At 73.6% G+C, this 12,184-nt stretch carries 14 protein-coding genes; 6 read left to right on the top strand and 8 right to left on the bottom strand.

Features of this window, described 5'->3' with window-relative positions; all coding sequences use genetic code 11:
* Position 1 precedes the first annotated feature (1 nt).
* The 4 genes from ABD223_RS07070 to ABD223_RS07055 all read right to left on the bottom strand — a co-directional run bounded on the left by ABD223_RS07070 (position 2) and on the right by ABD223_RS07055 (position 2,855).
* Positions 2–502, bottom strand: a complete 501-nt coding sequence (locus tag ABD223_RS07070) for a hypothetical protein (protein ID WP_344035102.1) — start codon at positions 500–502, stop codon at positions 2–4.
* A gap of 359 nt (positions 503–861) precedes the next feature.
* Complete coding sequence (gene yaaA, locus ABD223_RS07065; RefSeq protein ID WP_344035101.1) at positions 862–1,599, bottom strand: peroxide stress protein YaaA; 738 nt, start codon at positions 1,597–1,599, stop codon at positions 862–864.
* Positions 1,600–1,610: 11 nt separating this feature from the next.
* Positions 1,611–2,423, bottom strand: a complete 813-nt coding sequence (locus ABD223_RS07060) for an endonuclease/exonuclease/phosphatase family protein (RefSeq protein WP_344035100.1) — start codon at positions 2,421–2,423, stop codon at positions 1,611–1,613.
* Between the two features lie 81 nt (positions 2,424–2,504).
* Positions 2,505–2,855 (bottom strand): VOC family protein, encoded by a 351-nt coding sequence (locus ABD223_RS07055; protein ID WP_344035099.1) that lies wholly within the window; start codon positions 2,853–2,855, stop codon positions 2,505–2,507.
* Between the two features lie 128 nt (positions 2,856–2,983).
* Here ABD223_RS07055 and ABD223_RS07050 point away from each other — a divergent pair, with 128 nt between their 5' ends.
* Positions 2,984–4,732 carry a proline--tRNA ligase gene (locus tag ABD223_RS07050; protein WP_344035098.1) on the top strand — a complete coding sequence of 583 codons (1,749 nt, stop codon included), beginning with the start codon at positions 2,984–2,986 and terminating at the stop codon, positions 4,730–4,732.
* Between the two features lie 35 nt (positions 4,733–4,767).
* Here the strand turns inward: ABD223_RS07050 and ABD223_RS07045 are convergent, their stop codons facing one another.
* The 3 genes from ABD223_RS07045 to ABD223_RS07035 are packed head-to-tail and all read right to left on the bottom strand — an operon-like array spanning position 4,768 to position 7,282.
* Positions 4,768–5,451: an HAD family hydrolase gene (locus ABD223_RS07045; RefSeq protein ID WP_344035097.1), complete on the bottom strand. Its 684-nt coding sequence runs from the start codon at positions 5,449–5,451 to the stop codon at positions 4,768–4,770.
* Positions 5,448–6,140, bottom strand: coding sequence for a DUF8017 domain-containing protein (locus tag ABD223_RS07040; protein WP_344035096.1), 693 nt, complete (start codon positions 6,138–6,140; stop codon positions 5,448–5,450). The genes ABD223_RS07045 and ABD223_RS07040 overlap by 4 nt, the downstream gene beginning before the upstream one ends.
* Positions 6,137–7,282: a DUF8017 domain-containing protein gene (locus ABD223_RS07035; protein WP_344035095.1), complete on the bottom strand. Its 1,146-nt coding sequence runs from the start codon at positions 7,280–7,282 to the stop codon at positions 6,137–6,139. Before ABD223_RS07035 ends, ABD223_RS07040 begins: the two co-directional genes overlap by 4 nt.
* Before the next feature lie 259 nt (positions 7,283–7,541).
* Between ABD223_RS07035 and ABD223_RS07030 the strand changes: the two genes are divergently transcribed.
* A complete protein-coding gene (locus ABD223_RS07030; protein WP_344035094.1) occupies positions 7,542–8,624 on the top strand; it encodes an ABC transporter permease in 1,083 nt (360 codons plus the stop codon).
* On the opposite strand, the gene ABD223_RS07025 is transcribed toward ABD223_RS07030, so the two are convergent.
* A complete protein-coding gene (locus ABD223_RS07025; RefSeq protein ID WP_344035093.1) occupies positions 8,520–8,927 on the bottom strand; it encodes a YjbQ family protein in 408 nt (135 codons plus the stop codon). The genes ABD223_RS07030 and ABD223_RS07025 overlap by 105 nt on opposite strands.
* Before the next feature lie 61 nt (positions 8,928–8,988).
* Between ABD223_RS07025 and ABD223_RS07020 the strand changes: the two genes are divergently transcribed.
* The 4 genes from ABD223_RS07020 to ABD223_RS07005 are packed head-to-tail and all read left to right on the top strand — an operon-like array spanning position 8,989 to position 12,046.
* The gene (locus tag ABD223_RS07020; protein WP_344035092.1) at positions 8,989–9,765 is read left to right on the top strand and encodes an SDR family NAD(P)-dependent oxidoreductase; all 777 of its coding nucleotides are present in this window, start codon (positions 8,989–8,991) and stop codon (positions 9,763–9,765) included.
* Positions 9,766–9,791: 26 nt separating this feature from the next.
* Positions 9,792–10,265, top strand: a complete 474-nt coding sequence (locus ABD223_RS07015) for a DUF4442 domain-containing protein (protein WP_344035091.1) — start codon at positions 9,792–9,794, stop codon at positions 10,263–10,265.
* Positions 10,266–10,272: 7 nt separating this feature from the next.
* The gene (locus ABD223_RS07010; protein ID WP_344035090.1) at positions 10,273–11,283 is read left to right on the top strand and encodes an aminotransferase class V-fold PLP-dependent enzyme; all 1,011 of its coding nucleotides are present in this window, start codon (positions 10,273–10,275) and stop codon (positions 11,281–11,283) included.
* 55 nt (positions 11,284–11,338) lie between these two features.
* Positions 11,339–12,046 carry a hypothetical protein gene (locus ABD223_RS07005; protein WP_344035089.1) on the top strand — a complete coding sequence of 236 codons (708 nt, stop codon included), beginning with the start codon at positions 11,339–11,341 and terminating at the stop codon, positions 12,044–12,046.
* Positions 12,047–12,184 lie beyond the last annotated feature (138 nt).

Genomic DNA, 12,184 nt, shown 5'->3' with positions numbered 1-12,184 from the left:
TCTACCGCGGTTCGACGCGCCGGACGACGCGGTAGCCGCCGCGGTTGCCCAACCACGCCTCGGCCAGCTCGCCGATCACCTTGGAGCCGTGCCGCAGCACGCGCTCGTCGTGCCACTGGGTCGCCAGCGGCGCGGTGGCGAGCATCCGGCGGCGGGCCGCGGCGCTGAACCGCACCAGCGCGTCCACCGCGCCGTCGACCTCGTCACCGGCCAGCGGCGGCGGCGCGTCGTCGCTGGGCAGGCGCAGCGCGGTGTCCGCGAACGTCGCGGTCGTCCCGAGGTCGTGGGCGAGCTGGTGCTCCACGGACTCGGCGTTGCCCTGCCTCCTGCGCCACGTCCCGTCCGCCTGCGCCAGCCGGAGGCCGAGCGACCGGGCCAGGCACAACCCCGACCAGACCCGCTTCAACGCCTCCGGGGCGTCGAGCGCGCCTGCCTCCAGGTCTCGCGTGTGGTCGTCGAGCTGCGCCGGTGTGACCACGTCGGCCGGTGTGTCGGGGCTCACGCGGCCATTCTGGCACCGTCGTCACGCGAGGTGAGACGTAGTTGCGGTCCGTCACGCATTTGGCGGCTCACCGGTGCGCGCAGGACCGCCGGCAGTCCTTGGGCGGAACCCCCACCGAGGCGGTGAAGTGGTGACGCGACAACGCCGCCGTGCCGAACCCGCAGCGGTGCGCGACGTGCCGAGGGCGCGCGGTGAGCCGCACGTCGCCGAGGCGCGGCCGGAACTGCGCGGCGCACCCCGGCGGGGCGCGCGCTCGGTCCAGCCGACCGGTTGCCGGACCGCGCCGGCCGGGCGTTGCCGCCGCTGGACCACACCGGCCTGGCACCGCCGCCGGACCACCCCTGCCGGCACCGCCGCCGCTAGACCACCAGGTCGGCCGCGCGGACCCCGGTCGGTTCCAGCCGGAACCCCGCCTTGGTCGCGACCCGCACCAACCCCCTGAGGTCGCCCGGCTCGGCCCGCGACTTCACCAGCGCGTGGGCGAGCCGCCCCTTGTGGGCCTTGTTGAAGTGGCTGACCGCGTTCCGCCGCCCCTTCGCGTCCTCGGTCACCACGCGCACCACCACCGCGCCCGGCACCCGCGCGAGCGAGTTGTAAGGGCTGGACCGCAGGTCCACCACGAAGTCGTCGGACCCGGTCAGCACCGGCTCCAGCGCCGGCCGCCACAGCGCGGCCAGCGGACCGACGGCCGGCAGCGCGCTGCCGCCTGACAGCCGGTACGCCGGGACCGGGTCACCGCCGCCCAGCAGGCCGAACAGCGCCGACGCGACGGCCAGCCGGCGGTGCGCGCGGTCCCGCTCCGCCTTCGTGAACGACGTCAGCGCCAGCGCGTCGTAGAGCACCCCGGTGTACCGGGCGAGCGCGGGCAGCGTGGGGGAGCGCCGCAACTCGGCGTTGCGCGCCACCTCGCCGGACTGGCGCTCGGACAGCCCGAGCGCCACCAGGCTCGCGGGGACGTCGGCGGCGAGGGCGACCAGCGCGTCGACGAGCCCGCCGCGCACGGGGTTCAGCTCCGGGTGCGACAGCAGGTCGAGGTCGAGCGGCGCGCCGGAACCGCCCTCGGCCTTGGTCTCCGACGGTGGCAGCAGTACGAGCACGACGGGCAAGCCTAGTGCGGTCGGTCGGGCAGCACCCTCAGCCGGGTCACCACGGCGTAGTGGTCGGACGGCACCGTGCCGCGCACCGCCGACACCCCGGCCAGCTCGCAGCTGTCCACCTCGAACCACCCCATCCGCTTCTCCCGCACGAGCCCCAGGTCGGGCAGCCCGATGAGCACGTAGTCGAGCCTGCGGCGCGGCCACGGCGTGCACGCGGCGTAGGGGTTGGCGTGGTCCCACGTGTACCCGGGCTGGCCGCTGCGGACCTGCTCCCAGCAGTCGACGAACACCGGCCCCGGCGGCTCGTCGGCCCGCAGCCCGGTGAACGCGCGCAGCTCGTCCGAGGTCGGCTCGGCGTTCAGGTCGCCCATGACGATCGGTGGCAGCGCGCCCGGCTCCCGGGTCCACAGGTGCTCCCTGATCAGGCGCACCTGCCGCAGGCGCGTCCCGCCCTCCTCCGGCCGCCACGACAGGTGCGTGCTGACGACCGGCGCCGAACCCCACGGCGTCTCGACGTCCGCCACCACCGCCGCGCGCGGGTCGAGCGGGTCGGCGTTGAGGGTGAGGGCCCGCCACCGGCTGATGGGCCACCGGCTCAGCACCGCGTTGCCCTGTTCGAGCCCCGTGTCGCCGAGCGGCTGGGTCCAGCCCGCGCTGTGCATCCCGAGCGCGTCCGCGACGACCCGGAGCTGCGACGCGCCGTCACCGGTCGCCCACACCTCCTGGATCGCCAGGACGTCCGGGTCCACCACCCGCAGCGTGTCGATGATGGCGGCCTCGCGCTCCCGCCACGGGCCGAAGCGCCCCCACAGGTTCCAGGTCATCACCCTCAAGTCCGCGCTCCGTCCCTCGATCGCCTGCACCGCATGGTGGCGGAGTTCCCGCCACCACGCGACGCGAGCGGGTCAGCCGGACCGGGCGAGGCAGAACCGGTTGCCGTCCGGGTCGGCCAGCACCTGCCACGTCAGGCCCTCGTGCGAGTGCCGCTCCACCTCCGCCGCGCCCAGCGCCACCAGGCGCCCCACCTCGGCGTCCAGGTCGGTCACGTGCGCGTCGAAGTGCACCCGGTTCTTGCCCGGCGTGGGGTCGTCGACCCGCTGGAACGCCAGGTGCACGCCGCCCTCGGTGGCCGGGGCGAGGATGACGAAGTCGCCGTGGTCCTCCAGCACGGTCGTGCCCAGCGCCTCGGTCCAGAAGCCCACCAGCGGAGCCGGGTCCGCCGTGTCGAAGGTGATCATGCCGATCTCGATGGTCATGCGCGGACGGTAGCCCCGGGCACCGACAACGCCCGTGGTCACCGACGCCCCCCGCGCAACCCGGGAGCGCGGACCGGGCCGCGTTCACTACCCTTGCCGCCAAACCCGCGCCACGAGGAGCACCCACCGTGATCACCAGGATGTCGTCGCTGTTCCTGCGCACCCTGCGCGAGGACCCGGCCGACGCCGAGGTACCCAGCCACAAGCTGCTGGTCCGCGCCGGCTACGTGCGCCGAGTCGCGCCGGGCGGGTACTCGTGGCTGCCGCTGGGCCTGCGGGTGCTGCGCAACGTCGAGCGGGTCGTGCGCGAGGAGATGGACGCCATCGGCGCGCAGGAGATCCAGTTCCCCGCGCTGCTGCCGAAGGAGCCCTACGAGGCCACGAACAGGTGGACCGAGTACGGCCCCAACCTGTTCCGCCTCAAGGACCGCAAGGGCGCCGACTACCTGCTCGGCCCCACCCACGAGGAGCTGTTCGCGCTCACCGTGAAGGGCGAGTACTCCTCCTACAAGGACTACCCGGTCACGCTGTACCAGATCCAGACCAAGTACCGGGACGAGGCGCGCCCCCGCGCGGGCATCCTCCGCGGCCGCGAGTTCGTCATGAAGGACTCCTACTCCTTCGACCTCGCCGACGAGGGCCTGGCCGAGTCCTACCGGCTGCACCGCGAGGCCTACATCCGCGTCTTCGACCGGCTGGGCCTGGAGTACGTGATCGTCTCCGCCACGTCCGGCGCGATGGGCGGGTCGGCGTCGGAGGAGTTCCTGGCCGTCGCGGAGACCGGCGAGGACACCTTCGTGCGCAGCACGGAGTCCGACTACGCGGCCAACGTCGAGGCGGTCACCACGCCCGCGCCCGCGGAGCAGCCGGTCGAGGACAAGCCCGCGGCGCAGGTGCACCACACGCCGAACACGCCCACCATCGCGACGCTGGTCGACTTCCTCAACGCGGCCGACCTCGGCCGCACCTTCACCGCCGCCGACACCCTGAAGAACGTCCTGGTCAAGACCCAGGTGCCGGGGGCGGGCGAGTGGGCGCTGCTGGCCGTCGGCGTGCCGGGCGACCGCGAGGTCGACCTCAAGCGCCTGGAGGCCGCCGTCGCGCCCGCCGAGGTGGCGATGCTGGAGGAGGCCGACTTCGCCCGCAACCCGTTCCTGGTCAAGGGCTACATCGGTCCGGGCGCGCTCCAGGCCAACGGCGTGCGGTACCTGGTGGACCCGCGCGTGGTGCGCGGCACGGCGTGGGTGACCGGCGCGGACAAGGCCGACCACCACGTGGTGGACCTGGTCGTCGGCCGCGACTTCACCCCCGACGGCGTGATCGACGTGGCCGACGTCCGCGAGGGCGACCCGTCGCCGGACGGCGAGGGCGTGCTGGTCGCCGCGCGCGGCATCGAGATCGGGCACATCTTCCAGCTGGGCCGCAAGTACTCCGACGCGTTCGGGCTGGACGCCCTGGGCCCGGACGGCAAGCCCGTCCGGATCACCATGGGCTCCTACGGCATCGGCGTGTCCCGCCTGGTCGCGGTGATCGCCGAGCAGAGCCACGACGACCGGGGCCTGATCTGGCCCCGCAACGTCGCGCCGTTCGACGTGCACCTGGTCGTGGCGGGCAAGGACGAGGCGCTGCTCGCGGGCGGCGAGAAGCTGGCCGGCGAGCTGTCCGCGGCAGGCGTGGACGTGCTGCTGGACGACCGCAAGGCGAGCCCCGGCGTCAAGTTCGCCGACGCCGAGCTGGTGGGCACGCCGACCATCGTGGTGGTCGGCCGCGGCCTGGCCAACGGCGTGGTCGAGGTCAAGGACCGCCGCTCGGGCGAGCGGGTCGAGGTCCCGGTCGACGACGTGGTGCGGCACCTCGTGGAGCTCGTGCGCGGCTGATCGGCGCGACGTCTCACCCCCGAGGGCGAACTCGATCAGGTGTCGAGCACGGCGGCCAGCACGGCCGCCGTGTCGGACAGGTCGGCGAGCACGGTGTGCGCGCCGGCCTCCCGCAGCTCCTCGGCGCTGCTGCGACCCGTCGCCACGCCGACCGCGACGGCGTCGTGGCGCAGCGCGGCCTCCACGTCGTGCGGGGTGTCGCCGACGACCACGGCGCGGAACTCGCGGGCGTGCTTGGCCGTCGCCAGCCGCACCGCCTCCCGCACCAGCTCGGGCCGGTGCTCGGACAGCTGCCCGTAGCCGCCGACCTCGAAGTCCAGGTGCGCGTCCAGGCCGAACGCGGCGAGCTTGAACCGGGCGATCTCGGGCAGGTTCCCGGTCACCAGGGACTGCACCACGTCGTCCCGCCGCGCCAGCGCCTCCACCGCGGCCCGCGCGCCCGGCAGGGCCCGGCCGCGGTCGGGCAGCAGCGCGTGCTCCCGGGTGGCGGCGGCGACCAGCTCGACGTGCACCCGCGCCACCAGCTCCTCGGTGGGCGCGAGGTCGTGCAGGCCCAGCAGCTCCAGGGTGATCCAGCGCTCCGTGCGACCGCCGAACGACGGCGTGCGCACCAGGTCCAACCCGGCCGCCGCGCGCAGCGCCGCCCGGTACCAGTCGACCCCGATCCGGCCGGCGTCGACCAGCGTGCGGTCGATGTCCCACAGCACCAGCGTGTTCACGGCAGCCGCACGCTCCCCAGGATGCGCCGCACGTCGTCCTCTGACGGGCCCTGCGCGACGTGCGGGCCGCCCTGCGCGACGTTGACGGCGAAGACGGCCGTCCTGGAGCCGTCGCGCAGCGCCACCGCGGTGATCGTCGCCTTCGGCGCGTAGCAGGCGTTGGCGGCCTTCGGCGTCACCTCGACGCTGAGCACGACCCGGTCGTCCGACGAGGTCTCGACGCGCGGCTCGCCCACCTCCGGCGGCGTGCCGTTGACCGTGTAGCCGTTCCCGGCCAGCCCGGTCACCACCTCGGCGGCGACCTCCTCGGGCTCGCCCGCGACCGAACCGGACACCGCCTGGGCCTGGATCATGTTCCGCCCCTGGCACTCGAACGGCCGGGACACGTGGGACTCGGTCACCCGCAGCCGACCCACCGAGCCCTTGCCGCCGCGCTCCCAGGAGGGCGGCAGCTCGTAGCGCACACCGGCCTGGTCGTCCTCCACCACCGCCCAGCCCGGCTCGGGCGCGCTCGACGAGGTCGACGAGGTCGGCGTGGCCCGCCCGTCCTCGTCGCCGAGCAGCGCGAACGCCGTCGCGCCGCCGACCACGAGCACGCCGACGACGGCGAGCGCGATCCACAGCGGCGCCCGGTTCGGCCGCCGCGGCGGTGGTTGCTGCTGGTAGACGCCCAGCCCGGAGTAGCTCATCGACCCAGCGGCCGCACGGAGTCGACCATGGCCTGGAGGTCGGCCTCCGCGACCGGCTTCGGCTGGGCGGGCCCGCCCTCCAGGTCGCCGTTGGCGAAGAACACGTGGTAGCCGCGGTCGCCCTTGAGGGCCAGGACCTTGACCATGCCCTTGGTGGCCAGGCACTCGTCGCCGGAGGTGGTGATGGTGGCGTCGACCTGGACGCCCTCGATGTCGCCCAGCTTGACGGCCTTGGGCTCGCCGAGCTTCACCTCGGACTGCGGCGCCGAGCGGTAGAACTGGGTGCCGAGCTTCTGTGCGAAGTCCTTGGCCGCCGCGGTCAGGTCGGTCTGCGGCACGACCACCCCACCCGCGCCGCCGCGGGTGAAGCCGCCGTCGCCGCAGTCGTAGGCGTCGACGAGGGACAGGCCGGTCAACCGCACGTCGACCATGCCCTCGACCGTCGCGCTCCCGGACCTGGGCGACCAGCCCTTGGGCACGTCGTAGCTGTAGGACAGCGCGGGGACCGGCAGGCAGTTCCAGCCCGACTTGACGGGTTCGCAGCTCGCGTTCTCACCGGTCGGCTCGGGAGTGGACGTGGTCGTCGGCCTGCGGCTGCTCGACGTGGTGGGCGGCGGGTTGCCCGTGCTCTGGGCGATCGGCGCCGGGTCGTCCTCCCTCGTCACCAGGAACGCGGTGACGCCGCCGGCGACGAGCAGCACCACGACCGCGCCGATGACCAGCCAGAGCTTGGTCTTGTCGTTCCCGGGCGGCTCCTCGCCGCCGGAGAACACGCCGAGGCCGCCGTAGGACCCGCCGTAGTTCTGCTGCCCGTAGCCCTGGCCGCCGTAGCCGGGTTGTCCCTGGTGTCCCTGCTCGGGCCCGCCGTACCCAGGCTGGCCATAGCCCTGCTGGCCATAGCCCGGCTGCCCGTATCCCTGCTGCCCGGGGTCGGGTTGGCCGTAGCCCTGCCCCGACCCGCCATGACCGGGTTGGCCGTAACCGGCCTGGCCATAGCCGGGTTGGCCGTAGCCCTGCTCGGGTCCGCCGAGTCCCGGCTGCGGTTGGCCTTCGGCTCCCTGCGGGCCCCAGCCGCCCTGGTTGGGCTGGTCCTGGTTGGGCCGGCCGCCCCAGCCGGTCTGCCCATCACCTGGGTGAGTCACCGGCAAACCGTACCTCGCCGTATGCGCCGATCGAGTGGCCCCGGCCAATTCATCACGCGTTGACTTCCGCGCCCGCCACGTCGTAGCCTCAAATTCAACACATGATGAACAAGGGGGAGGGGTCATGGCCGCCTCAAGCAACGCGAACAACCCCAACAACCAACCACCCGCTGTCATCGGGATGACAAAATCTGTCAGTCCTCGATCACCGGTTGTCATCGCGATGACAACATCTGTCATCGGGGCGATCGTCGCTTTCGTGCTCGGTCTGCTGACCTTCGGCGTTCAGGCGACCGCGCACCCGGACGGGGTGCCGCTCGCGGTCGCGGTCGGGGTCGACGCGCCGCCGCAGTTGCGCGGGATCGCCGACCAGTTGGCCGCCACCGGGTCGGAGGAGGTCTCGTGGCGGGTCACCACGCCCGACCGGACTCGTGACCTGCTGTCCCGCCAGGAGGTCTACGGCGTGCTCGAACTCGTGCCCGGCGGCGCGACCGTCGTGCTGTCCGGCGCGGTGAACCCGTCCGGCACGCAGGTCGCGCAGCAGGTGCTGGGCGGTGTCGCGCAGGGCGCCGGCCTCCCGGCGAGGGTGGTGGTGCTCGACCCGGCGTCGGCGGCCGGGCGTACCGCGCCGTTGGCGGCGAGCGCGCTGCTGTGGATCGGCGGGCTGGTCGCCGGGGCGGCGTTCACGCGGCTCGTGCGCCGACCGGACGTGACGAGCCGACTGGTGGGTGTCGTCGCGGCGACCGCGTTGGGCGTCGGCGTGGTGGCGGGCCTGTTCACGCTGTGGGACCCGTCCCTGCCGCTGGGGTGGCGCGTGCTCGGCTACCTGGCGCTGGTCGGCACGGCGTTCGCCCTGGTCCAGGGCGCGCTGCTGCGGCTGTTCGGGCTGCGGGCGATGGCCGTGCTCGGGCCGCTGTACCTGGTGGCGCCCTCGGTCGCGGGTCAGGCGCCCGAGCTGCTCGACCCCGCCTACCGGGCGCTGCTGTGGTCGTGGACGCCGTTCAGGTTCAGCACCGAGGGGCTGCGCGCGCTGCTCCACGGCGGTGAGCCGGCCGCCGCGGGGCTGTGGGTGCCAGCCGCGTTGGCCGCGGTCGGGCTGGTGGCGCTGCTGTGGCCCTCCCGCCGGTCCGCCGGTGAGCGGTCCGCCGGCGAGCGGCTTACCGGCGAGCGGTCCGCCAATGAGCAGCCCTCCGGCCGGCGTGCCGGTGAGCGGTCTGCCGGAGGGGGCGCCGGGCGGCTAGCCGGCGAGGAAGCTCAGCCTGACCTTCCGGACCGGGTTGTCGACGTTGGTGTCGACGAGGCAGACCGACTGCCAGGTGCCCAGCGCGAGCACACCGCCTAGCACCGGGATCGTCGCGTGCGGCGGCACCAGCGCGGGCAGCACGTGGTCGCGGCCGTGGCCGGGCGTCCCGTGGCGGTGCCGCCAGCGGTTGTCCGCCGGCAGGAGGTCCTTCAGCGCGGCCAGCAGGTCGTCGTCGCTGCCCGCGCCGGTCTCCAGCACCGCGATGCCGGCCGTGGCGTGCGGCACCCACACGTGCAGCAGGCCGTCGCCGTCCACGTCGGTGAGGAACTCCTCGCAGTGGCGGGTCAGGTCGAGGACGACCTCTTCGGAGCCGGTGCGGATCTGGATCTCTTCGCTGCGCACGACGCGCATTCTGCCGTTAAAGGCGGTGCGTCCGCGCGCGGTGATCCGGCACGATGCCCCCGTGATCCACACCGCCATCGTCACCGGGGGCAACCAGGGCATCGGCGCCGCGACCGCTAAGGCGCTGGCGGCCCGGGGCGTCCAGGTCCTCGTCACCTACCTGAGGTTCGTGCCCGCGCCGGACCCGAGCCTGCCGAACGCCTACTTCACCGCGCGCGAGTCCGGCGCGGAGGAGGTCGTGGCCGCGATCACCGAGGCGGGTGGCCGGGCGCACGCCGTGGAGGCCGACCTGGCGGACGTCGGCACGCCCGCGCGGCTGTTCGACACCGCCGAGCGGGTCTTCGGGCCGGTGGACGTCCTGGTCAACAACGCCTCCTCCTGGGTGCAGGACACGTTCCTGGCGACCGAGGCCGACCGGTTCGGCCGGGTGCTGCGCGGCGTGACGGCCCAGACGTTCGACGCGCAGTTCGCCGTCGACGCGCGGGCGAGCGCGCTGATGATCGCCGAGTTCGCCCGGCGGCACATCGCGCGCGGCGGCAACTGGGGGCGCATCGTCGGGCTGACCTCGGGCGGGCCGCTGGGGTTCCCCAGCGAGGTGTCCTACGGCGCGGCCAAGGCGGCGATGGACAACTACACCCTGGCGGCGGCGCACGAGCTGTGGCCGCACGGCGTCACGGCGAACGTGGTCAAGCCGGGGGTCGTCGACACCGGTTGGGTGAACGACGCGGTGCGCGCCGCGCACGACGTGTCGCAGCCCGAGGACCCGGCGGGCGTGATCGCGTTCCTGTGCTCGGACGCGGCGGCGAGGGTGAACCGGAACGTCATCACCCTGCACTGAAATTACCCATGGGTAACATCTCGCGCATGAAGGCATCGCGTCTCCGCCTCGGCATGAACCTGTGGCCGCCGTTCCTGTTCGCGGGCATCCGCGTGGTCGAGCTGTCCGACGACTACCGCTACGCGAAGGTGCGGCTGCGGCTGCGGCCGTGGAACCGCAACTACGTGGGCACCCACTTCGGCGGTTCGCTGTTCGCGATGACCGACCCGTTCTGGATGCTCCTGCTGCTGCACCACCTGAGGCGCGACCACGTCGTGTGGGACAAGGCCGGCGAGATCGAGTTCGTCAAACCCGGGCGCGGCACCGTGCACGCGGAGTTCCGGCTGACCGGGGAGCAGGTGGACGAGGTCAGGTCGCTGGCGGCGGACGGCGGCAAGGCGCTGGTGTGGTTCACCGCCGACGTGGTGGACGCGACCGGCGAGGTGGTCGCCCGCACCCGCAAGCAGGTCTACGCCCGGCGCAAGAAGTCCTTGGACGGCGGGGCGCTGCGGGCGGTGTGATGACCCCATGCGCTCAGCGTTCGGCACGACCTTCGACGTCCCCTCCGGCTACCTGAACACCGCGAGCACCGGCGTGCCGCCCACGCCGACCGCCGAAGCCGTGACCGCCGCCGCGGCGCGGTGGGCGAGCGGGCAGGACGGGCCCGGCGCCACGGACGCGTCGGTCGCGGTGGCGCGGGAGGCGTTCGGCCGGCTGGTCGGCGTGCCCGCGGAGCGCGTGGCCGCGGGCGCCTCGGCGTCGCAGCTGGTGTCGCTGGTCGCGGCGTCCCTGCCCGAGGGCTCGTCGGTGCTGGTGGCGCGCGGCGAGTTCACCAGCCTGACCTTCCCGTTCGCGGCCCGGGGGCTGCGGGTGGTGGAGGTGGACCTGGAGGAGGTGCCGGCCGCCGCCGGCGGGCACGACCTGGTCGCGGTGAGCGTGGCGCAGTCGGCGGACGGGCGGCTCGTCGACCTGGAGGGGCTGCGCGCGGCCGGGGCGCCGGTGCTGCTGGACGCCTCGCAGGCCGTCGGGTGGCTGCCGCTGGACCTCGGGTGGGCGGACTGGGTGGTGGGCGTCGGCTACAAGTTCCTGATGTCGCCGCGCGGGTGCGCGTGGCTGGCGTGCTCGCCGGGCGCGCTGGAGCGGACCGTGCCGGCGGCGGCGAACTGGTACGCCGGTGACGAGCCGTGGAACACGGTCTACGGGCTGCCGCTGCGGCTCGCGCCGGACGCGCGCCGGCTCGACCTGTCGCCGGTGTGGCTGTCGCAGGTCGGGGCGGCGGTGTCGCTGCCGTACCTGGCGTCGCTGGACCTGGCCGCCGTGCGCGACCACGCCGTCGGGCTGGCCGACTCCCTGCTGGTCGGGCTGGGCCTGCCGGCGCGCGGGAGCGCGATCGTGTCGCTGGACCTGCCCGCCGCGGCGGTGGACCGGCTGGCGGCGGCGGGCGTGCGGTCCGGCGTGCGGGCGGGACGGATCCGGCTGGCGTTCCACCTGTACAACGCGGCGGCCGACGTCGAACTGGTGCTCGAAGCGCTGCGCTGAGCGGCTTCCGTTACCGTGGGTCTTTGTGTCGGTTCCTCCCGAATCACCTGAAGAGGTGACGCAGCGGATCCAGCCGATCCGGCCCTCGGACACCGCGCCGCTGTGGCGCGCCGAGATCGGGCAGCTGGACTCCCTGATGAGCACCGCTCCGCCCCCGCCACCCCCGCCGAACCGCAGTCGGCGCGGCCTCGTGCTCAAGGGGGTGGGGCTGCTCGGCGTGGCGGTGCTGTCGGGCCTGGTGTGGCTGTTGGTGAGGCCGGACGGGGAGACCACGACGACGCCGACCACGACGTCGACGCCCGCCGGCCAGTTCGCCTTCACGAAGTCACCCCAGGTGCCGGAGCCGCTGCGGGACAGCGACTGCGCGTCCCACGCGTACGGGGACACCAGGACGTTCCTGACGAACACGCCGTGCCAGCAGCTGACTCGCGGCCTGTACACGACCACCACCCCCGACGGGGTGACCGTTTACACGTCCGTGTCAGTGGTCCGCATGAAGACGGCGGAGGACGCCGCCGAACTCAAGGACCTGACCAACCGCAACGGCACCGGCAACGTGAACGACCTGATCAAGGACGGCGCGGTCCAGGTGCCCGGCATGACCACCCTGGGCAACGGCGGCTACGCCTCCGACCAGCGCGACCGCGAAGTGGTCATCATCGAGTCGGACACCGCGAAGCACGGCCCCAACGAGGCCGAGCACAACCACCTGATGAAGAAGATCAGCTTCGACGCCCTGCGCCTGACCGCGGACCTCTCCTGACCCGCGCGAGTCGTACCTCCAGGTCTCGCGTGTCGTACGTCCAGGCCCCTTGAGTTCAACGCCCAGGACCCCCGAGTTGAGCGTTCAGGAAGTCGGATCGTAGCCATGTCGTTCTGTGAGCCAAGGAGTTGATGTGTG

It is taken from the genome of Saccharothrix xinjiangensis (assembly GCF_039527585.1).
Taxonomy (GTDB): Bacteria; Actinomycetota; Actinomycetes; order Mycobacteriales; family Pseudonocardiaceae; genus Actinosynnema; species Actinosynnema xinjiangensis.
The sequence above is the reverse complement of the archived record's forward strand: the minus strand, read 5'-3'. Positions and strand labels throughout refer to the sequence as shown.

Excerpts from the sequence above, each read along its gene's own strand:
- ABD223_RS07060 (WP_344035100.1), bottom strand. The coding sequence starts at position 2,423 with ATGACCTGGAACCTGTGGGGGCGCTTCGGCCCGTGGCGGGAGCGCGAG.
- ABD223_RS07015 (WP_344035091.1), top strand. The coding sequence starts at position 9,792 with ATGAAGGCATCGCGTCTCCGCCTCGGCATGAACCTGTGGCCGCCGTTC.
- ABD223_RS07010 (WP_344035090.1), top strand. The coding sequence starts at position 10,273 with ATGCGCTCAGCGTTCGGCACGACCTTCGACGTCCCCTCCGGCTACCTG.
- ABD223_RS07055 (WP_344035099.1), bottom strand. The coding sequence starts at position 2,855 with ATGACCATCGAGATCGGCATGATCACCTTCGACACGGCGGACCCGGCT.
- ABD223_RS07040 (WP_344035096.1), bottom strand. The coding sequence starts at position 6,140 with ATGAGCTACTCCGGGCTGGGCGTCTACCAGCAGCAACCACCGCCGCGG.